Below are 21247 nucleotides of genomic sequence, written 5' to 3'. Positions count from 1 at the left end.
CTCACCGTTGACGCGAACTCAGACCTATGTGCCAAAATGGGACAACCAGCCCAAGGCCATGCAGGCGTGTCGCACCGTGACCGGACGTCACCACCGCGTGACTGTCCGCTATGGGGTGGTCCGGGGCCTTCCGTCGCTCTTGAACCCGTGAGGGGTCAATTTTGACGGTTTGGCCGATGGGGCTGGACGGATGGTGTAGTTGTAGACACCAGGACAAGCCGTTCGTCCTATAACCGACTCGGCCCGTCCGTGCCATTTCGGGCATCGCGGGCCAAGGTGCAGAATTTGAAGGATAGAACCGCCCTGGTTCGGTTCTCCCGAGGAGGCCGCTCATGACCGCTCGTACCCCTGACGCCGAGCCCCTGCTGACGCCGGCAGAGGTCGCCACGATGTTCCGCGTGGACCCGAAGACCGTGACCCGCTGGGCCAAGGCAGGCAAGCTCACGTCGATCCGGACTCTCGGCGGCCACCGCCGCTACCGCGAGGCGGAGGTGCGTGCCCTGCTGGCCGGTATTCCGGCCCAGCGCACCGAGGTCTGATCCCCGTTCTTCCGGGCAGCCCCCCGACTCCGCCGGGTCGGGGCGCCGCCGACAGGCCGAGGGCCGCTCCCTCCGACTCCGCCGGGTCGGAAGGGGCGGCCCTCGGTCGCGTTCGGCGGGCGGTCCGGCGCGGAACGCGTGATTCCCTTTGGGGTGGCTGGGGAGGGGGGGATTACTGGGAAAGCCAGTACAATTTTACATATTAAATCAGGGCACTTTGCGGAGATGCTCCCCGCGTCACATCTCAAAAGGTTTCCAGTGACGGTGATCACAGCGACGTTATCTTGCGCGGCACCCCGGGAACGCGATAAGGCCCGGAACCTCACGGTTCCGGGCCTTGCGCTACTGCGATCCCGACGGGACTTGAACCCGCGACCTCCACCTTGACAGGGTGGCGAGCTAACCAACTGCTCCACGGGACCAGTGTTCTGATCCTTGCCCGCCTGCTCTCGCCTGCGAACAAGACAGACTGTACTGCATCGCGACCCCCCAGGTCGAACCGGCTCCGGAGCACCCCGGAGCCGGCCCGCCACCCGGCCCGACCAGGGCTTCAGAGGGTCGCCGCGGCGGCCTCCATCGCCTTGAGGATCCGCTTCTCCGACACCGGGCTCGGCGTGCCCAGCCCCTGCGCGAAGAAGCTCACCCGCAGCTCCTCGATCATCCAGCGCACCGCCTTCACCTCCGGCGACGGCTCCCGGCCCGCCGGGACCCGCGCCAGCAGCTCCCCGTACGCCTGCTGCACCGCCTGCACCTTCAGCAGGTTCTGCAGGTCCCGCTGCGGGTGGTTGGGCAGCGCCTCCAGGCGGCGGTCCACCGCCAGCAGGTAGCGCTTCAGGTCGCCCAGGCGCTGCCAGCCGGTCTCGGACACGAAGCCCGGGTGCACCAGCGAGGCCAGGTGCAGCCGCACGTCGTTCACCGCCGACAGCAGCACCGGGCTGGAGACCGACTTCAGCCGGGTCGACGCCTTGTGGAAGGCGATCAGCGCCGAGGCCGTCTTCAGCGTGGTGTCCGCCGACAGCTCGTACAGGTCCGCCCGGACCTTGTCGTACAGCGCGCCGAACGCCTCCGCGTCCCAGACCACGCCGCCGTTCAACTCCATCAGGCGGTCGGTCGCGGCCGCCACCACGTCCTCGAACAGGGCCGGGATCGAGCCGTGCGGGTTGTACGACAGGGCCAGCTTGGCCTGGTTGCCCAGCCGCCCCTGGATCGACTTGGCCGGGGAGTTGACCCGCAGCATCAGCAGGCGGCGGGTGCCCGCCCACATCGCCCGCTGCTGGGCCTCCGGGGTGTCGAACAGCTTGATGCCCACGCTGGTGCCCTCGTCCACCAGCGCCGGGTAGGCGCGCAGCGAGTGGCCCCTGGAGCGCTGCTCGAAGGTGCGCTGGAGGACCGGCAGGTCGTCCGGCCAGGCGGTCAGGCCGGTGCGCTCGATGCCGCGGCCGGACGCGGCGCTGGACAGCGTCGCCGACAGCTTCGGCTGCAGCTTGCGGCGCAGCTCCTCCAGGTCCTTGGACTCGGCGAGCCTGCGCTTGCCGTCCACCACCCGGAAGGTCACCTTCAGGTGGTCCGGGACGCGCTCCTCGTCCCACGCCTCCGGCGGGATCGGCAGGCCCGACATCCGGTGCAGCACCCGCTCCAGCGTGGGCAGCAGCGGCTCCTGGCGGTCGGTCAGCTCGCGCATCGCCGCCCGGGCGTAGTCCGGGGCCGGGACGAAGTTGCGGCGCACCGCCTTGGGCAGCGAGCGGATCCAGGCCGTCACCAACTCCGCGCGCAGGCCCGGGATCTGCCAGTCGAAGCCCTCCGACACCACCTGGTTCAGCACCGCCAGCGGGATGTGCACCGTCACGCCGTCCGCGTCGCTGCCCGGCTCGAACTGGTACGTCAGCGGGAAGCGCAGCTTGCCCTGCTGCCAGAAGTCCGGGTAGTCCTCCTCGGTGATCCCGTCCGCCGAGTCGTTGATCAGCATCGACTTCTCGAAGTTGAGCAGGTCGGGCTGCTCGCGGCGGGCCTTCTTCCACCAGGCGTCGAAGTGCCGCCCGGAGACCACGTCCTCGGGCAGCCGGGCGTCGTAGAAGTCGAACAGGGTCTGGTCGTCCACCAGGATGTCCCGGCGGCGGGCCCGGTTCTCCAGCTCCTCGACCTCGTCGAGCAGCTTGCGGTTCTCCGCGAAGAACCGGTGGTGGGTCTCCCAGTCGCCCTCCACCAGCGCGGTGCGGATGAACAGCTCCCGGCACAGCTCCGGGTCGATCCGGCCGTAGTTGACCTTGCGCTGCGCGACGATCGGCAGCCCGTACAGCGTCACCTTCTCGTACGCCAGCACCGCGCCGGCCTTCTTCTCCCAGTGCGGCTCGCTGTACGTGCGCTTGATCAGGTGCGCCGCCAGCGGCTCCACCCACTCCGGCTCGATCTTCGCGTTGATCCGCGCCCACAGCCGGGAGGTCTCCACCAGCTCCGCCGACATCACCCAGCGCGGCGGCTTCTTGAACAGCCCCGAGCCCGGGAAGACCGCGAACCGGGCGCCGCGGGCGCCCGCGTACTCGCGCTTCTCCGCGTCGAACAGGCCCAGGTGGGAGAGCAGGCCGGAGAGCAGCGCCTGGTGGATCCGGTCCGCGTCGGGTTCGGCGTCGTCCGCGGGCTCGTCGACGGTGACGCCGAGCTGCTTGGCGATGGTGCGCAGCTGGACGTAGACGTCCTGCCACTCCCGTATCCGCAGGTAGTTGAGGAACTCGGACTTGCACATCCGGCGGAACGCCGAGGAGGACAGCTCCTTCTGCTGCTCCCGCACGTAGCGCCAGATCGCCAGGTAGGACAGGAAGTCGGAGGTCTCCGACTGGAAGCGGCGGTGCCGGTCGTCGGCGGCCTGGCGCTTCTCGGCGGGGCGCTCGCGCGGGTCCTGGATGGAGAGCGCGGCGGCGATCACCATCACGTCGCGGACGCAGCCGAGGCGGTCGGCCTCCAGCACCATCCGGGCCATCCGCGGGTCGACCGGGAGCTGGGCGAGCTTGCGGCCCAGCGGGGTCAGCCGCTTGCGGTGGTCCTTCTCGTCCGGGTCGAGGGCGCCCAGCTCGTGCAGCAGGTTGACGCCGTCCTTGATGTTCCGGGAGTCCGGCGGGTCGAGGAACGGGAAGGCGGCGATGTCGCCCAGGCCCGCCGCGGTCATCTGCAGGATCACCGAGGCCAGGTTGGTGCGCAGGATCTCGGCGTCGGTGAACTCGGGGCGGGAGAGGAAGTCCTCCTCCGAGTACAGCCGGATGCAGATGCCGTCCGAGGTGCGGCCGCAGCGGCCCTTGCGCTGGTTGGCGCTGGCCTGGCTGATCGCCTCGATCGGCAGGCGCTGGACCTTGGTGCGGTGGCTGTAGCGGGAGATCCGGGCGGTGCCCGGGTCGATCACGTACTTGATGCCGGGGACGGTCAGGGAGGTCTCGGCGACGTTGGTGGCCAGCACCACCCGGCGCTGCGAGGAGCGCTGGAACACCCGGTGCTGCTCCGCCGAGGAGAGCCGGGCGTACAGCGGCAGGATCTCGGTGGACCTCAGCTTCAGCTTGGTCAGCGCGTCGGCGGTGTCGCGGATCTCGCGCTCGCCGGAGAGGAACACCAGGATGTCGCCGGGGCCCTCGGCCTGGAGCTCCTCGACGGCGTCGCAGATGCCCTGGACCTGGTCCCGGTCGCGGTCCCGGTCGGTGTCCTCCTCGCCGTCGAGCTCGTCGTCCTCGACCAGCGGGCGGTAGCGGACCTCCACCGGGTAGGTGCGGCCGGAGACCTCGATGATCGGGGCGTCGTCGAAGTGCGCGGCGAAGCGCTCCGGGTCGATGGTCGCGGAGGTGATGACCACCTTGAGGTCGGGGCGGCGGGGCAGCAGCTGCTTGAGGTAGCCGAGCAGGAAGTCGATGTTCAGGCTGCGCTCGTGCGCCTCGTCGATGATCAGGGTGTCGTACTGGCGCAGGTCCCGGTCGGTCTGGATCTCGGCCAGCAGGATGCCGTCCGTCATCAGCTTGACCAGGGTGTCCTGGCCGGCCTGGTCGGTGAACCGGACCTTCCAGCCGACCGCCTCGCCCAGCGGGGTGCCCAGCTCCTCGGCCACCCGCTCGGCCACCGTGCGGGCGGCGATCCGGCGCGGCTGGGTGTGGCCGATCAGGCCCCGGACGCCGCGGCCCAGCTCCAGGCAGATCTTCGGGATCTGGGTGGTCTTGCCGGAGCCGGTCTCGCCCGCCACGATCACCACCTGGTGGTCGCGGACGGCGGCCAGGATCTCGTCCTTCTTCTGCGCGACCGGCAGCTCCTGCGGGTACCTGATCACCGGGACGGCCGCCCGGCGGGAGGCCACCCGGGCCTCGGAGCGGTCGAAGTCGGACGCCAGCTCGGTCAGCACCTTCTGCCGGCCCTCGGCCGACCTGACCTTGCGGGTGCCCTCCAGGCGGCGGCCGAGCCGCTGCGCGTCGCGCAGCATCACGCCGGGCAGCCGGGCGGCCAGCTCCGCGAAGGTGGGGGCGGGCTGCGGGGCTACGGGAGAACTCACTGCGGGCATCCCTCTAGGTTGCAAAAAGTGGGGGCCGGGGCGCACCTCGGTTTTCGAGCACGTCCAGTGTCACAGGCACGGCGGGCCGACCGCGAACAGCCGCCGCCGGGCCCGCGGGCGGAATCGACCGGGTACCCACCCATTTCGTCCGGGCGGCGGACTGACTAGCCTGGGGGGAACAGGCTTTCGGGGAAGAGTCGCACGGGGAAACAGGGGGACGGGTCATGGACCTGATCGGAGACGTCAAGCACCTCGTCGGTGACGCGGCGAAGGTCGCCGAGGACATCGTCATGGCACCGGCCGAGATCGCGCACTGGGCGCTCGGCAAGATGTTCGGCGACGCCGACGCCGAGCTGAACAAGATCGCCCAGGAGCTCGCCGAACTGGGCAAGCAGGTCGACGGCCTCGGCCGCGAGGTCAACAGCCTGCTCGGCAGCCTGACCTGGCACGGCGCGGCCGCGGACGCGTTCATCGCGCACGCGCAGGGCCGGGTGCGCGAGCTGAACTCCGTGGCGGACGAGCTCGGGCAGCTCGGCGACTCCGTCAAGCAGCTCGCCAACGTCCTGTAGCACGTCCCGGTCGGGGTGACGGAGAAAGAGGGGGAACACCGCGATGGCGGGGAACCAGTTCGGCTTCCAGCCGGGTGAACTGCTGAAGATCCAGCGGGACTTCGAGCAGATCAACCAGCGGATGGAGGAGATGTCCGGCCAACTCGGGCACATCAAGGCGACCGTGGCCAAGGCGGCGGCGACCGACGTGTTCTCGGGCTGGATCATGGGCGTCCTCGGTGCGGGGAAGATCCTGGCCGAGGTCACCCGGGACGTCCACGAGATCAGCGCCCGGGCCGAGGCGCTCGCCAGGACCAAGGAGAAGCTCACCAAGGAGCTCGGCGAGGACGCGGCGAAGATCAAGAAGCTGATCGCCGACTACGAGGCGGTCGAGCGGAAGATCGCCGAGGACCTCAAGCGCAAGCACGACGGCGGCCAGGCCCAGCCCACCTCGCCCAAGTCGCCCAGCACCGGCATCGACGGCGCGGGCGGCGGCCGGGGCGGCGGCGGGACCGGTGGTGGCGGCGGTGGTGGTGGTGGCCACGCCGGGCAGCCCTCCTCGCCGCACCACGGCGGCACCGACACCAGCGGCAACGACGGGACGGGGGTCATCAGCGGCCCGGGCGGCAAGCACGACGGCCCCAAGCTGAAGGACCGCTCGACCGGCGACTGGAAGACCAAGATCGTCAACGGCAACAGCTGGGACGCCTGGTCCGACCACCGGCACCCGCGCAACGGCGAGGGCGTCGGCGTGAAGGCCGAGCCCAAGCTGGACGGGGTGTCGGACGAGCGCCGGGCCATGGTGGAGCGGGCGATGGAGCGCGTCCAGCGCAGGCTCGGCTACAGCCAGGGCGCCGTGACCAACGGCTACCGGGTCGACTGCTCCGGCTTCGTCTCGGCCGCCTGGGGCCTGCCCGGTCCCGGCACCACCACCGGGCCGCTGATCAGCGAGTCCTCGGGCATCGCCCACCACATCGCCCGCAGCGACCTCCAGCCGGGCGACGCGCTGGTGGTCGACAACCGCCGGGAGCAGCACGTGGTGCTCTTCGGCGGCTGGGCGGACGCGGCGCACACCCGGGCGATCATCCTGGAGGACTCCGGCAGCCAGGGCTGCATCTCGCACGAGGTGCAGATGTCCAAGCTGTCCGAGTACACCCCGATCCGCAAGAACGGCATGTGACGGGCGGTGCGACGCCGCGCTGCGGCGGGAACGGCGGGCCGTCCGGTTAGGGTGGGTCGATGAGCGAGCAGCAGCGCCCCGGGTACGAAGCCGACCCCACCTCGGTCCATCCGGTGGCCCGGGTCGCCTTCGGCGTCGCCGGGGCGGTGCTCATCGCGGTGGGCGTGGTGCTGCTGATCCTGCCCGGCCCCGGCATGCTCCTCCTGCTGGCCGGCCTGGTGCTCGTCGCCCGCGCGGTGCCGGCCTTCGCCCGCTTCGTGGAGCCGGTACGGGCCAAGGCCATGCAGGGCGTCGAGGCGAGCGTCGCCTCCGGCTGGCGGATCGCGGGCTCCGTCCTCGCCGGGCTCGGCCTGATCGGCGCGGGCGTGGTCGCCGGGCTCGTCCCCTCGCTGCCGTTCGCGGGCTGGCCCACGGGGGCGAGCCTGGTGCTCTCCGGGCTGATCCTGCTCGGGTTGCTGGGCTGGAGCTACCGCCGGGTGCACGGGGGCCGGTAGGGCTGAGACCTCAGGGCCCGGGGAGAACGGCGAGGCGCGTCATCAGGGGCCCGGGGAACGGCGGGCTCGGGGCTGCTCACGGTTCACTGGTGGTGCGTGCGGTGGCTTCGGGTTCTGTTACTGCGGCCCGAAGCAGCACGGACCTTCGATGGGCTCCGGCCGTCAGCAGCACGGACTCGCCGTTCCCCGAGCCCCTGACGGGGCCACCGCCGTTCTTCCCGAGCCCTCTGACGGGGCTACCGCCGTTCTTCCCGAGCCCCTGAAGGGGCATCCTGCCGAAGGCGCTAGCGGGTGAGGTGGAAGGCCAGGCGGGCGGCGGCGCGCAGGGGGAGGGCGGGGCGGGGGAGGGCGAAGGCGGCGCGCAGCGGGGGGTCGAGGAGGGCGGCGGCGAAGGCGGGGGCGTGGCGGGCGAGGGGGCCGGGGAGCCGGGCGGCGAAGAGCGGGGCGACGGCGTGCCAGAGGTGGCGTCCGGCCGCGCTGGGGGCGAACCTGGCGGCTTCGAACTCCCGCATCCAGGCGGCGGTCCCGGCCAGGGTGGGCCCGGGCGGCGGCGGGAGCCGGAGGGCCGCGGAGAGGTCGGCGGCGAAGGCGGCGGCCGCTTCGCGCTCGGCGGGGGTGGCGGCGGCGAACTCGACCGGGCAGACGGTGAAGCAGGCCAGCACGTAGCGCATCAACTCCTCGTCCACGCCGGGGAGCCGGTGCATCGCGGCGAGCTCGGCGACGATCCCGCGCCCGGCGGGGCTGTCGACGCCGTGGCCGATCAGGGCGAACATCATGGCGCCGGTGGCCTTCGCCCGGGCCTTCGGCGCGGACGTCAGCCTGCCGGTGCCGGAGAGGACTTCGGCGATCTCGGGGACGGCGAAGGTGCGGACGAAGCCGAGCGTCAGGCCGACCCGGGCGCGCTGCGGGCGCCGGTGCAGGACGAGGGCGGCGAAGGCGTCCCGCGGGGGCGGCGGCGGGAGGGTCACGCGGGGGGTTCCAGGGCGCGCCCCAGCAGCGGGGAGCGCAGGTAGGCGGCGACCAGGACGAGGTGGGTGCGCTCCTCGTCGGGCGCGGTGTCCAGGCCGGGCAGGACGGGCTGCTCCTCGCGGGGGCGGGGAACGGCCCCGGCGGCGAGGGCGGTGACGGCGGAGCGCAGCGCCGCGGCCACCACCAGGGCGTCGCGGTGGGTGGGGGCGAGCGAGGCGCGTCCGGCCAGGCGCTGCGCGGCGTGGACGGCGGCGGGGTCGACGAACGGACGGAGGGTCAGCTGACCGTCCCGGATCTCCAGTCCGCGCCGGGTGGTGCGCCATTCGAGGTCGCGCAGGGCCAGGCGTTCGCGCCAGGCGGGGGAGGGCGGGCCCTCCAGGGCGAGGCGGCGGTCGGCCCGGTAGACGAGCTCCCAGAGCGGGCGCAGGGCACGGAAGTCACGGCGGCGGGCGGCCCAGGCGGCCGCGGCGGGCCCGGCGAAGCCGCAGGTGATGCCGACCGCGCCGAGGGCGGCGAAGGCCGGGCCGAGGGCGGTGCTGAGCCACTCGGCGCCCTCCACGCCCGCGTGGGCCAGCCCGATCGCGGCGATCTTGCACAGCACGTAGCCGCAGGCGGTGAGCGCGCCGAGGGCGATCTGCCGGATGCCGCGGCGCAGCGGGCCGAGCGGGAGGCGGGCGGCGTGGCCGAGGCAGACCCGGCCGATGTCGACCAGCGCGTAGGCGAACAGGCCCTGGTAGAGGGCGAGGAACAGGGCGGTGGCGGTGCGCGGGGCGAAGGTGGTGTCGAAGGTGAGCGGGGTCTCGGGCCGGTAGGGGCCGCCGGCCAGGAACAGGGCGACCAGCACGGGGACGAGGGCGGCGAAGACGGCGGTGCGGTGGCGCACCCGCTGCCGCAGCCGCTCGTCCAGCGGGGCCCAGACCCGGCTGCCGGTGCGCTCCTCGGGCGGGGTCCAGACCAGGGCGAGGACGACGGCGGCGGCGGAGAAGCCGACGATGCCGAGGTAGACGAACAGGGTGGCGAGGTTGCCGACGCCGGTGAGGTGCCCGATCGCCCGGTACAGCACGGGGGAGGCGAGCAGGAAGGCGGTGGCGGGGGAGGCGATCGCCAGGGCGACCACCAGCAGCCCGAAGGACGGGTCGCGCCGCCAGGCCCGCAGCTTCAGCGCGGCGACCAGCCAGGCGCCGCCGCCGATGCCCAGGTAGACCAGGTCGTACGGCAGTTCAGACATGCTGTCCCTTGCGGTGCTCCAGCGCGGGGGCGAGCTGCGAGGTGGTCCCGGCGCCGGGGGCCAGCACCAGGACGCGCATCAGTTCGGCGCCGAGCACCTCGGCCTCCTCCTCGGCGTCGTCGTCGTAGTGCGAGCGGCCGAGCACCAGCCGGACCATCTCCGGGTCGAGGGTGGGCAGTTCGACCCGCGCGGCGTCCGGGTCGTGCGCGGCGGGCACGGGCAGGTGGCCGCAGAGCAGGTGGGCCAGTTCGTGGCAGACGATGTGCGCCCGGTGCAGGCCGGAGGTCTCCTCCTCGACGTGGACGACGTCCTCGGCGGGGAGCCGTTCGACGAAGCCGGAGGGCTCGCCGACCCGCATCCGGCGCGGGGCGATCCGGATGGTCCGGCCCAGGTGGGCGGAGACCGCGTCGCAGAGCTCCTCGACGGTGCTCAGCGGCGGCAGGCGCAGGTCGCGCGCGACCGCCCGCATCCGGCGGCGGGTCCGCCCCAGTCCGCTGCCCGCTCCCCGCACGTCGACCTCCTCCGGCAGCCGCCAGTGTCCCAGCGGCACCTGCTGACGCTCCGTCACGTCGTCGGGCCGGCCGCGTCCGGCGGCCCGTCGGTCAGGCCCACGGCCCGCCGCAACTGCTCCACAATAGTGAGTGCGGCGTCCTGCATCTCGGGGGGCAGTCCGGCCGCGCGCATCGCGATCCGCTCGACCCGGGCGTCCCGCAGCGCCTCGATCTTGCGCAGGTCCTGCTCCACCGCGCGGGCGGTCTCGGAATCGGAGAAGTAGTCGAGCGGGACGCCGAAGAACTTCGCGATCCGGACGGCGTTCTCCAGGCTCGGTTTCTGGGTGCCCTTGCGCAGGTTGCCGATGTAGGTGCCGCTCAGCCCGGTGCCTTCGGCGATTTCGGTGTCGCGCCAGGGACGGCCGAGGTCCTTGGGGTAGATCACCGCTATCAGGCGCCGGAAGCGGCTGGCGAAGTCCGGGGCTCCGGCGCGGGAGGTGTCCTGGGGCATGTGCCGGATCATAGAGGCTCCTTACCCCCGGGCGTATCCCTCGTCCGTCCCCTTCTGCACGACCGTTGGTGGAATCGTGCGGAAAGCGTGGGGGTCGCTCGTGCACGGGGTGCGGGGTGGCGCCGGAGAATCCACGATAGTTGACACGCCGTGGACCAGGTCGGCAGGATCGGCATCCGGATGCTCGGGCGCCGTTGCCCCACGGGGGTGGGCAGCGGCGCTCGGTTGTTCCCGCGCCCGCCGCGGTGCCGTTCTCCCGCCGCGGTGCTTTCTCCCGCCGCTGTTCCGCCGCGCCCTCGTCCGTCGTGAATTCGGAGTGCGGAATTCCGCTACTTCCCGTTCACCCCCCGTTCCCCGCAGGGGAGTTCTGCTCGGATACGCTTCGCGTGTCCGTGCCCGGCGGCATTTCCACCCGCCATTCCGGGCGCCCAGCCCGAAAGGCCCGCGCAGCCGATGGCTCCCCGTCTCTCCGTCGTCGTCCCGGTGTACAACGTCGAGCGCTACCTCGCGGCCTGCCTGGACTCGATCGCCGCCCAGGCGTTCGCCGATCTGGAGTGCGTCGTGGTCGACGACGGCTCCACCGACTCCAGCGCCGCCGTCGCCGAGGAGTACGTCGCGCGCGACCCGCGGTTCCGGTTGGTCCGGCAGCGGAACCAGGGCCTCGGCGCGGCCCGCAACACCGGCGTGCGCCACCTCGCCCCGGGCACCGAGTACCTGGCCTTCGTCGACAGCGACGACGTCGTGCCGCCGCACGCCTACCGGCTGATGGTCGACACCCTGGACGGCACCGGCTCCGACTTCGCCGCCGGCAACGTGCTGCGGCTGCGCTCGACCGGCCTGGAGCCCTCGCACGTGCACCGCCGCCCGTTCGCCGAGACCCGGCTGCGCACCCACGTCGGCGAACTGCCCTCGCTGGTCACCGACCGCACCGCCTGGAACAAGGTCTACCGGCGCTCCTTCTACGAGGCCGCGGGCCTGGAGTACCCCGAGGGCATGCTCTACGAGGACGCCCCGGTCAGCGTCCCGCACCACTTCCTGGCGAAGAGCGTCGACGTGCTGTCCGAGCCCGTCTACCACTGGCGGATCCGCGAGGACGGCGACCGCTCGATCACCCAGCGCCGCACCGACCCGCGCGGCCTGGCCGACCGGATCCGCTCGATCGAGCTCGTCCGCGGCTGGCTGCTCGACCGCCCCGAACCGGTCTTCCGCGAGCACCTGCGGGCCTACGACCACAACACCCTGGTCGAGGAGGTCCCGATGTTCTTCTGGACCCTCCCCGACGGCGACCGCGACTACCGCCACGCCTACCACCGGCACGTCACCCGGCTGGTCAGCGCGATAGGGGGCGACCGGATCGACGCCCTGCCGCCGTTCCTGCGCCTCAAGTACCGGCTGACCGTGGCCGGACGGGTGCACACCCTGGCGAACGTCCAGCGGCTGCACCGGCGGGTGCGCACCACCCGCAAGGCGCTGCGCCGCAGCTGACCGGGCCTCAGCGGTGCCCGCGGGCCTCGGCCTCGGCCTCGGCGCGGGCGGGCCGGCCCGGGCACCAGGTGCGGAAGTCCGGGGCCGACTGCACCATCAGGCCGTCCCCGGCGAACCCGTCCACCCACACGCTGCCCCGGTGCGGGCCGGAGACCACCGGCCAGGAGGAGTGGCCGCAGCCCTGCTCGCCGATCTGCACCGAGCCCGCCGTCATGCGGCGGATCCCAGGCGGCCCGTCCGCCGGTCGGCGGCTCAGTTCCCGGCGCAGGCCGGGGCGGCCGAACCGCCCTGCACGTCGGTCGACTTGAGGTACGCCAGCCGGTGGTTGTAGCGGATCGGGTAGTACGTGTCGCAGCCGACCACCAGGGTGCGGTCCTCGGGGGCGTCGCCGTCGATGTTCCGGGCGTAGTAGAAGTCGCCCCGCACCGGCTCGGGGTCCGCGGCCGGGTACGCCTGCCCGGCCGGGACGGTCGCCGACAGCGGGACGACCTGCTGCACCGGGATCGACGGGTGGTCCCGGTACGCGGCGGCCTCCGGGTAGGCGCGGCCGTACACGGGGATCGAGGCCGCGCCGGGCCGCGGGGTGAGCACCGTCCGGCCGGGGCGGGGGTCGCGGACGGCGGCGGAGCCGCCCGGGTTCGCGAACCAGGCCTTCTGCCCGTCGTACCAGACCGCCGTCCAGTCGCCCGCGACCTCCGCGACCACGTAGCGGGCGCCGGTGACGGCCTTGTCCCGCCAGTCGGCGGCGTCCCGGGTGCCGCCGTTCAGCAGCGGGGCGTCCGGGGACGGGCCGGTGCGCAGGTAGACGAAGTTCTCCGGACGGTCCGACGTGCCGTTCACCGCGGGGCGGTTGGTGTCGAACGCGGGCGAGACCACGACCGTGTCGCCGACCGCGGGCGGCCCGGCCGGGCCGGGCAGCGGGGCGCCCAGCAGCTCCAGGTAGTGCGCCCAGTCCCAGAAGGTGCCCGGGTCCCAGTGCATCCCGGCGACGTTCGCCTGCACCGGCCCCGGCACGTCGTCGTGCCCCAGGACGTGCTCCCGGTCCAGCGGGATGCCGTAGCGGGCCGCCAGGTGCCGCACCAGCGCGGCGGAGGACTGGTACAGCTGCTCCGAGTACCAGGTCGGCCGGTCCTTCGGGAAGGCGTAGCCCTCGTGCTCGATCCCGATGCCGTGCATGTTGAAGGTCTTGTTCCCGGCGTGCCAGGCCACGTCCCGGTTGTCCACCAGCTGCGTCACGTGCCCGTCCGAGGAGCGCACCAGGTAGTGCGCGCTGGCCTGGCTCTTCGGGTTGCGGAAGGTCGCGAGCGAGCCGTCGTAGCCGCCCTCGGTGTCGTGCAGCACGACGTACCGGATCCGCTGGCCGTCGGCCGGACGGTCCGCCTCGGTGTAGTTGCCGTACGAGGTCGGGTCCGCGGGGTCGGTCAGCGCGTACGCGGCCGGGCGGAAGTCGCAGTCCAGTCCGGCCGGGCAGTCGGCCGCGGCCGTGGCGCCCCGGGGCCCGGCGGTGTCCGGGGTGTCGGCGGGCCGGTCGACGCGCAGGGCGGGGGAGGGGGCCAGGCGGACGTGGCGGCCGTCGGCGGTGGTGCGTTCGGCGCCGGTGCGCAGGGTCGCGAACACCCGGTCGGCGAACGGACCGCGCGCGTTCCCGCCGAACCGGGCCACCGCCCGGTACCAGTCGCCCGGATCGCCCCCCACCGCCCGGCCGGACTCCCGCTGGTAGTGCGCCAGCAGCGCGGCGGCGCCGCGCAGGTTCTGCGCCGGGTCGACGGCCAACTCCCCGGCGGGGCGGCCGATCAGCGCGGCGGCGGCGTCCAGGGTGTGCAGCTGCGGGCCGTCCGCCCCGGCCGGGACGGCGGCCGGGTCGACCCGGGTCAGGCCGGTCACCCCGTAGTTGCCGGTGGTGCTGGGCGCCCCGCCGTGCGACTCCCACCGGGTCTGCTGGTAGGCCAGCGCCAGCAGCAGGTCCTCCGGGACGCCGAACTCGGCCGCGGCGGCGGCGAACCGGCGCTGCAGCGGGTCGGCGTCCGGGGCGGCGGTGGTGGCCGGGGCCGCTCCCAGCACGGTGGCGACCAGGGCCGTCGCGGCGGCCGCGGTCGCGGCCCTGGGCATCCGGAACACCGGGACCTCCTGCACGTGGGTGCGCCCGCGGACCTCCCCGGGCGGTCGCGACGCTACCGGCCGGGGTCGGGCGGACGGCGGTGCGACCCGCCTCCGGAAGGGTGGCCGTCCGCCCGGCCCGCTGACGGCCCTCAGCGGCGCGGACGCAGCAGCGCCGCCCGGGCCCGCAGCAGCCCCGGGACCAGCAGGTAGACCACGGTGGGCACGACCAGCGCCGTGATCACCAGCACCCGCAGCGGCACGGCCAGCCCCGCCAGCGGGGGGCCGAGCAGCACCTGGGCCAGCGTGATCGCCGGGTAGACGGCCAGCCAGGTGAGCAGGGCGCGCACGTGCACGGAGGGGGCGGCGGGCGGCGCGGCCTCGGTGGTTTCGGCGGGGGCGGTGATGGGGGTGGGTGCGGGTGCGTCGGCTTCGAGGGCGGTGATCGACACGGGGCACGTCCTGTTCGGTCGAGGAGCGGCGGGGAGCGGTGCGGGTGGACGGTGCGGGTGGACTGTGCGGGTGGACGGTGCGGCTGCTCGAAGGTATCCAACCGGTTGGTTGGCGTCAACTATCCAGTTGGTTGGCAGCCGGGCCGTTCCGTCCTACGCTGGCCGCATGACCCAGGACCCGGCCACCGCTGCCGCCACCGCCGCTGCCGCCACCACCAAGCAACGGCTCCTCGCCGCCGCCCGGGAGGAGTTCGCCGCCCACGGCATCGCCGGCGCCCGGGTGGACCGCATCGCGGAACTGGCGGGCGTCAACAAGGAGCGCATCTACGGCTACTTCGGCAGCAAGCAGAAGCTCTTCGACCAGGTGGTCTCCCGGGCCCTGGACGAACTCGCCGAAGCCGTCCCGCTGCGCCCCGGCGACGACCCCGCCGAGTACGTCGGCCGGGTGTACGACTTCCACCGGGCCAACCCGGTCCTGGTCCGGCTCTCGCTCTGGGAGGGCCTGCACTACCGCGACGACGCCCTGCCCAACGAGGCGCACCGGGCCACCCACTACGAGCGCAAGGTCGCCGCGCTCGCCGAGACCTTCGGCACCGAGGTCTCCCCGCAGGTGACCTCCTGCCTGCTCAGCCTGATCGCGCTGGCCGCCTGGCCCAGCGCGGTGCCCCAGATGTCCCGGCTGATCCTCGGCGCGGGCCCGGAGCCCGACCTGCGTGCGCAGTTGGTCGAGTTCGCCCGGCGGGCGGTCGCGGATGCCCTCCCGGCGGGTGCCCTCCCGGCGGGCGCGGACGCCTGAGGCGCAACGCGGCGGTGCCCCCGGAGCGAAGTCCGCTCCGGGGGCACCACCGCGTTGCGCCCGTCAGGCCTGGGGGGTCAGCCACTGGACGAACTGCACGACCAGCCCGTTCGGGTCGGTGACCTGGAACAGCCGCTCGCCCCACGGCTCGTCCAGCAGCGGCATGGTGATCTCGACCCCGGCCTCCTTCAGTCGGGCCTCGGCGGCGGCCGCGTCGTCCACCGTGAACGCCAGGATCAGTCCGGCCGCGTGCTGGTCGCGGAAGTCGGCCGGCAGCACCTCCAGGCCGCGGCGCAGCAGCACCACGTTCATCCCGGCGTCCGGGTGGCCGAGCGAGACGAAGCCGTCGGCGGACATCTCCTCGCGGAAGCCGAGGTGCTCGGAGAAGAAGGCGGCGGAGGCCGCGACGTCCTCGACGGTCAGGGACACGGCGGAGCGGTTGATCTTCAAGGCGGGGTCCTCCCGGATCGTGTGGGTCGGGCCGCACAGAGGGCGCCAGAATCTCTGTACGTCGTACAGTATACACAGTACGGAGATTTCTGCGTGGGAGAATCCCCCGCATGGCCAGCAACCGGAGCAGCGCCGGAGACCCCGCGCACACCCTCGCCCTGCTCTGGGGCGTCCCCCTCGCCCCCGCCGCGGGCCGCCGCGGACCCCGGAAGGCCCACTCACCGGCCGAGATCGCCGCCGCCGCGATCCGGATCGCCGACGCCGAAGGGCTGGACGCCGTCACCATGCGCCGCGTCGCCCAGGAGCTCGGCCTCTCCCCGATGGCGCTCTACACCTACGTCCCCGGCAAGGCCGAGCTCCTCGACCTGATGCTCGACACCCTCTACGCCGCGATGCCCCGCACCACCCCCGCCGACCAGGGCTGGCGCGCCCGCGCCGCCGCCGTCGCCGACGACAACCGGGCCCTCCACGCCGCCCACCCCTGGACCGCCGCCGTCCCCACCACCCGCCCGCCGCTCGGCCCCGGCCTGATGGCCAAGTACGAGTACGAGCTCCGCGCCCTCGAAGGCACCGGCCTCGACGACGTCCGCCTCGACGCCGCCCTCACCCACCTGCTCGGCTTCGTCCAGACCTGCGCCCGCGCCGCCGCCGACGAACGCGCCGCCCAGCAGGACAGCGCCATGAACGACCAGCAGTGGTGGGAGGCCAACGCCGAACTCCTCGCCCGCGTCCTCGACCCCGCCCGCTACCCCGTCGCCACCCGCGTCGGCGCCGCCGCCGGCCAGGCCCAGGGCGGCGCCTACAACGCCGACCGCGCCTACGAGTTCGGCCTCCCGCGCGTCCTCGACGGCCTCGCCGCCCTGATCGAGCAGCAGGCCGACTGACCGGTCGGTGGGGCAGCAGCCCGGCCGTCGCCAGCCCGAACCCGAACGGCTCCGGGGCGTGCAGTGCCCCGCCGAAGTCGACGTCCTCGCGCCGGTGGTACCGCGTGCCGTCCGGGCGGGCCCACCGGAGCGGTGGCCGGGATTCAGCGGCCGTGGGCCTCGCGGACGGCCTCCTCCAGCCAGTGCAGGTACCACTCGCCGAAGGTGGTCCGGTCGGAGCCGCCGTCGGGCAGCGTGACCGGTTCGATGCCCCGGTCGCACCCCCGGAGGTCGTTCCAGACGGTGCCGCGCTCCGACCCGGTCACGACCAGCCAGGTGTAGTAGCCGCACCCCTGGTGGCCGAGGCAGAACGCCCCGGAGGTCATCCGCTCGTCGAGCAGGTCCCACCCGTCGTCCCAGGCACGGTGCGCCGCGCGGTGGGACGCCTCGTCGGGGAAGTCCGCCGCGACCGGCTCGGCGGCGTCGAACTCGGCCCGCCAGCGGGCCCGCTGCTCCGCGGAGGGGAACGGGTCCGCCAGGAGCGCGCCGTCGTTCCGGACCTTGCCGTCCAGCCAGTGCCAGCCCCGCTCGTCCCGGCACAGCGGGAAGACCCCGTAGTGCGGCCCCGCCCCGCCCGCGCCCACCCGGAGCAGGAAGCCGCGGTAGTCGGCGGGGAAGCGGACACCGAACTCCTCCTCGGCCGCCGCGACCTCGGCCTCGGTGAGCGGCGGCCGCAGCCGGTAGTCGTGCCCGAAGCCCTGGAAGCGGGCCCCGAAGACCTTCCCCGCGAACGGAGCCTCCCCCAGGGCCGTCACCCGCTCCCGCACCCCCGCCCAGTCGGCCCCCCGCCCGCCCGGCCCACCCGCGTCGTTCGCCACGATCGCCCCCGACTCGGCGCCCCGGCGGTGCCGGAACGCGAAAATGCCCCCGAAGCGAGCTGCTTCGAGGGCATCGTGCCTGTTCAGGCGATGTGGCCAGGGCCGGGGTCGAACCGGCGACCTTCCGCTTTTCAGGCCGCGCGAGGGGCGGCTCCTGCCCGGGCCCCAGTATGGATCAGGTCGGTGGGCGGAGGCTGAGGTGCCCTTGTGTCCGGGGCTGTTGGCGTACGCGGTGGCGTAGCCTCCCGCGAGGCTTGAGCTGGGCGGATCGCCGACAGATTTACAGTCTGCCAGTCGCGCCAGCGTTGACCAGTGACGAAGCACCAACTATTTGTCCTTGGTCCGCCTCCAGTCCGGATCTTGCCCTCCAGAGGCGCCCGAGCCCGGGCACAGCGTCAGATCTCCCACAACGCTATATGTCGCAACTCCCCACCAACACCACCACTTAATCGATACGGTGGCCCGTAGGCTCGACGTACTTGCCACCCAAGCAACGCGCAACCGCCCCGGAGGGGAATTGGATTCCAGAGAGAGGTTCCTGTCCCGCTTAAGGGAAGCAAAATGGAGCCTTCTAGAGATCATTGTCCTTGCCGTAATTCTATCACTCTCTATCAATATCCTATCGTCACTCATCTTCGATCTGGCGGGCAGGAGGTTCTTCTATTTTGCCTCCATTGGCACAATCACCCTCTGTCTCGCATATTCGACGATCCGACAAACAAAAGATCGCCAGTTCGATGGAAGGATCGGTGCATCATTCATCATTGGCCCAGAGAATCGGCCGATTGACCTGAGAGGTTATCGCTTTTCGGAAAAATTTTCCAGCCTAATCGTATCTGCGTTCAGCGAAAATCCAGCACTCGCCCGACAGTGGGACCGGGAGCCCGTCTCGTCCATGCTGGAACTTACGGACGAGGGGGTTAGGCTGGTTGATAATTCTGGCGCAAAGCTGACGCGCGAGCTTGTCGAATACATGACACTAGAGCGGATGGCAACGCATCTAACTGACTATTTCAATCAGGCAGGCATTCCAGAAAACCTACTTGTGACGCGCGGTCGCGCAGACATCCCGGATGTTCTTCTCAGCAACCGCTTCATGGAACTCTTCTCCCGGGACAGGTCCGACAGGCCTGACTTCCCCGAGGAGGGTGGCCCCGCCAATACCCGGACGGTGACGGCATGGTCTCGCTCTGGCGGCTACTACAGCAGGTTCGGTCTCCCACTTCCCCATAAGAGCACGGTTACCCGGGGCAATGACGGGAGCCTGAGAATCTCATGTCCAGCATTTAAGGCCAGCATCAGCGTCGGCTTCTATGGAACAAACGAATATATTCCATTCGACCTGCTTAAATATCAAGCCGGGAATCCCGACCCGAGAAGAATCAAATGCTATAGCGTTTCTCTGATCGTGAAGGTCTCCGCCAATCGATCATTTATTCTTGGCGGCAGAGGATGGAATAACCACCTTTGGGTGGAATCCTTTATCGACAGCCTTCGCGAAGAGTTTGACGTAGAGGCCTATATCAAGCGGATCAACTGGCCTATGGTTTCAGCCATTCTTCACGGGATCGACTGTCAGGCCCAAGTAGTAAATTCTGAACTAGCCACCGAACAAGAGGATGCGCCCGACTCGGAGGAGGCCTCCTCCGCCCCGGGAGTCGATGTGAGTGGGGCCGAAGGAAGCCAATCAGCATCTGAAGCGGGCGAGTAAAGGCACTGCAGAAAATGCTGCCGCAAGCTCACGGGTGGTGGAGCGGTTTTGATCGGTTCCTGCTTGGTCTTGCTCGGTGCGGGGCCCGGTCCTGGCAGGTGGGTAAAACCGTGGAGCCGCCCGCCTCAGCCACGACGGCGCGTTGGGCCGCAACCACCTACCTCCGTCCGTCCGCCGTGCGCGGCTGGCCGCCCCTCGCCCAGGCGAAGACAAGGGCGGGGGCGGGCGGTCGGGCCGCGCCCTGGGCGCGAAGCGCCCTTGAACCCGTAGAGAAAAGATCGACGCAGAAGCTGACGAGGATGGCCCTACGCCGCTTCAGTGACGAGACGGCTTGTGAATCCGTCTCGAATCAACCGTTTGTAGGCGGACGTTACGTCGTCAGGAACGGGAAGGCTGATCATGAAGCCTTCGCGAGGGTAGATCAGAAGGCGTTGCAGGGCTCCGACCAGCATGTCGATGACCAGGCGTGCGTCTCCGATGGATGCCACGTACTCCTCGAACGAGAGTGGAGTGGAGGCGCTGACGAACTCCACTTCAGGCCACAGCTTGCATGCGGTGGCGTACGCCCGCCTCTCCTCGTACGGCTTGCTGACCAGAAGGACCGAGGAGACGGGGGTGGCAGTGTTTTCGAGCAGTGTGCGCGAGAAGAGGATGTTCTCACCGGTGTTGCGGGCGTTCGGTTCGACCAGGATTGCCGAGGACGGTACCCCCAGCTCGACTGCCCGCTCGCGGTAGTGCACTGCTTCGCCGCGGGGCATCAGGTGTTGGGTTGTTCGGCTGGTGGCACCGGTGAAGACGATCAGCGGTGCCATCCCGCGCCGGTACAGCCCGGCGGTGGTGTCTGCCACTCCTAGGTCGTGGCTGCCGAGCCCAATAGCGACCGAGCATGGCCGAAGCTCATGGTGCATCTGGTGGAAGTCCCATAGAAGCTGAGCATCGGCGAGCGCCCGGGGTGAAGTCATGCCTCCAGCTTTCCATCCTTCGCGGAGTCCGGGACCTGGAAGTCGTAGCGCCACGCGAAGCGAGAAGCAGCGTGGATCCCAACGGCGAACTCCACCACGGTGCCGTCCGCGGTGAAGGCCGTCCTGTGCATCTCGACTACGGGCTCCCCGGCCGGGAGCTGCAGCAGCTTGACCTCCTCTGCCGTAGCGACCCGGGCGAACAGCTCCTCGGTCATGTGGTCGATCTCGTATCCCGCGTCGTACAGCACGCGGTAGCCTCCGCCGCGTCCGGCGGGGCCAGGGGTCGGGTCCACCAGCCTTGTCCCTTCGACGTGTTCGGGCCGGTAGTAGCTGGTCAGGCTGTGGGTGGGCTGCTCGCCCTCCTTGACGAGACGCGCGCGGGCGTAGACCTGTGCCCCCTCGGGTAGGCCATGCGCCGCGGCGACGGCGGCCGGCGCCGCTACGAGGTTGACCGTCTGGGTCTGGTCGCCCCGCTGGTACGCCCGGCCTGAGGCGACGCGGTCGGCGATGAACGCTACCTCGTCCCCGTCCCGCCACTTCGCCTTGTCGTACCGCTCGATGCCCAGACGCTTGAGCGGAGACTGCGCGCGGACGCGGGTGCCGTGGCCTCGGGAGGACGTGACCAGACCTTCGGCCTCTAGAGCCTTGTAGGCCGCGTGCACGGTGGCCTTCGACCCTTTGCCCTCCTCCACCAGCTTCCGGATGTGCGGCAGTTGCCTCCCCGGGGGGTACTCCCCGCTCCGGATTTTCTCGGCCAGCTCGTCTGCCAGCTCTCGCCACTTCGCTGCCATAGGGGCTCCTCTCACCACGACAAGTGAAGCACAGTCCTAGGACTGTTGACATCTTGCCGTCGCGTGGTGCATCGTCTTCCGTGTCGGGCAGCAGTCCTAGGACTGCGGAGACTGATTCTTCTGTGGCTGCCCTGACCTGCGCGAACGTGCCCGGAGGGGTGGGGTGACATCCCCCTGAAGGAAGCGACAGCTCTTTGACAACTCCATTGGTCCCGCCGAGAACCCCACGTGAGGAGGTGATTGGGGTGAGGCGGAGGCAGACCGAACGGACGGCCCGTAGTGGGCC

Annotated in this window: 20 protein-coding genes and 1 tRNA gene; 8 read left to right on the top strand and 13 right to left on the bottom strand. The window is 71.5% G+C overall.

Features of this window, described 5'->3' with window-relative positions; all coding sequences use genetic code 11:
- The first annotated feature begins 332 nt into the window (after positions 1-332).
- Entirely contained in the window at positions 333-539 is a 207-nt protein-coding gene (gene bldC / locus QSK52_RS03815; RefSeq protein WP_030459248.1) for a developmental transcriptional regulator BldC, read from the top strand.
- Between the two features lie 348 nt (positions 540-887).
- On the opposite strand, the gene QSK52_RS03810 is transcribed toward bldC, so the two are convergent.
- Positions 888-961 (bottom strand) — tRNA-Asp (locus QSK52_RS03810).
- A 128-nt stretch (positions 962-1089) separates the two neighbouring features.
- Complete coding sequence (gene hrpA, locus QSK52_RS03805) at positions 1090-5064, bottom strand: ATP-dependent RNA helicase HrpA (RefSeq protein WP_285733569.1); 3975 nt, start codon at positions 5062-5064, stop codon at positions 1090-1092.
- A 215-nt stretch (positions 5065-5279) separates the two neighbouring features.
- Here hrpA and QSK52_RS03800 point away from each other — a divergent pair, with 215 nt between their 5' ends.
- The 3 genes from QSK52_RS03800 to QSK52_RS03790 are packed head-to-tail and all read left to right on the top strand — an operon-like array spanning position 5280 to position 7277.
- A complete protein-coding gene (locus QSK52_RS03800) occupies positions 5280-5624 on the top strand; it encodes a hypothetical protein (protein WP_285733567.1) in 345 nt (114 codons plus the stop codon).
- A gap of 43 nt (positions 5625-5667) precedes the next feature.
- On the top strand, positions 5668-6783 hold the full coding sequence (locus QSK52_RS03795) for a hypothetical protein (RefSeq protein WP_285733565.1): 1116 nt from the start codon (positions 5668-5670) through the stop codon (positions 6781-6783).
- A gap of 59 nt (positions 6784-6842) precedes the next feature.
- Complete coding sequence (locus QSK52_RS03790; RefSeq protein ID WP_285733563.1) at positions 6843-7277, top strand: PGPGW domain-containing protein; 435 nt, start codon at positions 6843-6845, stop codon at positions 7275-7277.
- Between the two features lie 284 nt (positions 7278-7561).
- On the opposite strand, the gene QSK52_RS03785 is transcribed toward QSK52_RS03790, so the two are convergent.
- The 4 genes from QSK52_RS03785 to QSK52_RS03770 are packed head-to-tail and all read right to left on the bottom strand — an operon-like array spanning position 7562 to position 10476.
- Positions 7562-8245 carry a DUF2236 domain-containing protein gene (locus tag QSK52_RS03785; protein WP_285733561.1) on the bottom strand — a complete coding sequence of 228 codons (684 nt, stop codon included), beginning with the start codon at positions 8243-8245 and terminating at the stop codon, positions 7562-7564.
- Complete coding sequence (locus QSK52_RS03780; RefSeq protein ID WP_285733559.1) at positions 8242-9474, bottom strand: MAB_1171c family putative transporter; 1233 nt, start codon at positions 9472-9474, stop codon at positions 8242-8244. The genes QSK52_RS03785 and QSK52_RS03780 overlap by 4 nt, the downstream gene beginning before the upstream one ends.
- Complete coding sequence (locus QSK52_RS03775) at positions 9467-10024, bottom strand: hypothetical protein (RefSeq protein WP_285733558.1); 558 nt, start codon at positions 10022-10024, stop codon at positions 9467-9469. The genes QSK52_RS03780 and QSK52_RS03775 overlap by 8 nt, the downstream gene beginning before the upstream one ends.
- Before the next feature lie 14 nt (positions 10025-10038).
- Positions 10039-10476 (bottom strand): helix-turn-helix domain-containing protein, encoded by a 438-nt coding sequence (locus QSK52_RS03770; protein ID WP_285733556.1) that lies wholly within the window; start codon positions 10474-10476, stop codon positions 10039-10041.
- A gap of 453 nt (positions 10477-10929) precedes the next feature.
- On the opposite strand from QSK52_RS03770, the gene QSK52_RS03765 reads away from it, so the two are divergent.
- Positions 10930-11961: a glycosyltransferase family 2 protein gene (locus QSK52_RS03765; RefSeq protein ID WP_285733554.1), complete on the top strand. Its 1032-nt coding sequence runs from the start codon at positions 10930-10932 to the stop codon at positions 11959-11961.
- Positions 11962-11968: 7 nt separating this feature from the next.
- On the opposite strand, the gene QSK52_RS03760 is transcribed toward QSK52_RS03765, so the two are convergent.
- From QSK52_RS03760 to QSK52_RS03750, 3 genes are all read right to left on the bottom strand, one after another.
- Complete coding sequence (locus tag QSK52_RS03760) at positions 11969-12175, bottom strand: hypothetical protein (protein WP_285733552.1); 207 nt, start codon at positions 12173-12175, stop codon at positions 11969-11971.
- Positions 12176-12213: 38 nt separating this feature from the next.
- A complete protein-coding gene (locus tag QSK52_RS03755; RefSeq protein WP_285734402.1) occupies positions 12214-14070 on the bottom strand; it encodes an N-acetylmuramoyl-L-alanine amidase in 1857 nt (618 codons plus the stop codon).
- 140 nt (positions 14071-14210) lie between these two features.
- Positions 14211-14510 (bottom strand): hypothetical protein, encoded by a 300-nt coding sequence (locus tag QSK52_RS03750; RefSeq protein WP_285733550.1) that lies wholly within the window; start codon positions 14508-14510, stop codon positions 14211-14213.
- A 166-nt stretch (positions 14511-14676) separates the two neighbouring features.
- Between QSK52_RS03750 and QSK52_RS03745 the strand changes: the two genes are divergently transcribed.
- On the top strand, positions 14677-15306 hold the full coding sequence (locus QSK52_RS03745; RefSeq protein ID WP_285733548.1) for a TetR/AcrR family transcriptional regulator: 630 nt from the start codon (positions 14677-14679) through the stop codon (positions 15304-15306).
- Positions 15307-15369: 63 nt separating this feature from the next.
- On the opposite strand, the gene QSK52_RS03740 is transcribed toward QSK52_RS03745, so the two are convergent.
- Positions 15370-15756, bottom strand: a complete 387-nt coding sequence (locus QSK52_RS03740) for a VOC family protein (RefSeq protein WP_285733545.1) — start codon at positions 15754-15756, stop codon at positions 15370-15372.
- Positions 15757-15866: 110 nt separating this feature from the next.
- Between QSK52_RS03740 and QSK52_RS03735 the strand changes: the two genes are divergently transcribed.
- Positions 15867-16640, top strand: a complete 774-nt coding sequence (locus QSK52_RS03735) for a TetR/AcrR family transcriptional regulator (protein WP_285733543.1) — start codon at positions 15867-15869, stop codon at positions 16638-16640.
- 143 nt (positions 16641-16783) lie between these two features.
- Here the strand turns inward: QSK52_RS03735 and QSK52_RS03730 are convergent, their stop codons facing one another.
- On the bottom strand, positions 16784-17497 hold the full coding sequence (locus QSK52_RS03730) for an SMI1/KNR4 family protein (RefSeq protein WP_285733541.1): 714 nt from the start codon (positions 17495-17497) through the stop codon (positions 16784-16786).
- Between the two features lie 457 nt (positions 17498-17954).
- Here QSK52_RS03730 and QSK52_RS03725 point away from each other — a divergent pair, with 457 nt between their 5' ends.
- Positions 17955-19208, top strand: a complete 1254-nt coding sequence (locus QSK52_RS03725) for a hypothetical protein (protein ID WP_285733539.1) — start codon at positions 17955-17957, stop codon at positions 19206-19208.
- A 305-nt stretch (positions 19209-19513) separates the two neighbouring features.
- On the opposite strand, the gene QSK52_RS03720 is transcribed toward QSK52_RS03725, so the two are convergent.
- On the bottom strand, positions 19514-20170 hold the full coding sequence (locus QSK52_RS03720; protein ID WP_285733536.1) for a YdcF family protein: 657 nt from the start codon (positions 20168-20170) through the stop codon (positions 19514-19516).
- Positions 20167-20961 carry a GntR family transcriptional regulator gene (locus QSK52_RS03715; protein ID WP_285733532.1) on the bottom strand — a complete coding sequence of 265 codons (795 nt, stop codon included), beginning with the start codon at positions 20959-20961 and terminating at the stop codon, positions 20167-20169. The genes QSK52_RS03720 and QSK52_RS03715 overlap by 4 nt, the downstream gene beginning before the upstream one ends.
- Positions 20962-21247 lie beyond the last annotated feature (286 nt).

Source organism: Kitasatospora phosalacinea (assembly GCF_030268885.1).
GTDB classification, from domain to species: Bacteria; Actinomycetota; Actinomycetes; order Streptomycetales; family Streptomycetaceae; genus Kitasatospora; species Kitasatospora phosalacinea_C.
The sequence above is the reverse complement of the archived record's forward strand: the minus strand, read 5'-3'. Positions and strand labels throughout refer to the sequence as shown.

Bases quoted from the DNA above. Each gene is read 5' to 3' on its own strand.
- QSK52_RS03760 (WP_285733552.1), bottom strand. From the start codon at position 12,175: ATGACGGCGGGCTCGGTGCAGATCGGCGAGCAGGGCTGCGGCCACTCC.
- QSK52_RS03735 (WP_285733543.1), top strand. From the start codon at position 15,867: ATGGCCAGCAACCGGAGCAGCGCCGGAGACCCCGCGCACACCCTCGCC.
- QSK52_RS03765 (WP_285733554.1), top strand. From the start codon at position 10,930: ATGGCTCCCCGTCTCTCCGTCGTCGTCCCGGTGTACAACGTCGAGCGC.
- QSK52_RS03745 (WP_285733548.1), top strand. From the start codon at position 14,677: ATGACCCAGGACCCGGCCACCGCTGCCGCCACCGCCGCTGCCGCCACC.
- QSK52_RS03780 (WP_285733559.1), bottom strand. From the start codon at position 9,474: ATGTCTGAACTGCCGTACGACCTGGTCTACCTGGGCATCGGCGGCGGC.
- QSK52_RS03770 (WP_285733556.1), bottom strand. From the start codon at position 10,476: ATGCCCCAGGACACCTCCCGCGCCGGAGCCCCGGACTTCGCCAGCCGC.
- bldC (WP_030459248.1), top strand. From the start codon at position 333: ATGACCGCTCGTACCCCTGACGCCGAGCCCCTGCTGACGCCGGCAGAG.
- QSK52_RS03790 (WP_285733563.1), top strand. From the start codon at position 6,843: ATGAGCGAGCAGCAGCGCCCCGGGTACGAAGCCGACCCCACCTCGGTC.
- hrpA (WP_285733569.1), bottom strand. From the start codon at position 5,064: ATGCCCGCAGTGAGTTCTCCCGTAGCCCCGCAGCCCGCCCCCACCTTC.
- QSK52_RS03720 (WP_285733536.1), bottom strand. From the start codon at position 20,170: ATGACTTCACCCCGGGCGCTCGCCGATGCTCAGCTTCTATGGGACTTC.
- QSK52_RS03800 (WP_285733567.1), top strand. From the start codon at position 5,280: ATGGACCTGATCGGAGACGTCAAGCACCTCGTCGGTGACGCGGCGAAG.
- QSK52_RS03715 (WP_285733532.1), bottom strand. From the start codon at position 20,961: ATGGCAGCGAAGTGGCGAGAGCTGGCAGACGAGCTGGCCGAGAAAATC.
- QSK52_RS03795 (WP_285733565.1), top strand. From the start codon at position 5,668: ATGGCGGGGAACCAGTTCGGCTTCCAGCCGGGTGAACTGCTGAAGATC.
- QSK52_RS03755 (WP_285734402.1), bottom strand. From the start codon at position 14,070: ATGCCCAGGGCCGCGACCGCGGCCGCCGCGACGGCCCTGGTCGCCACC.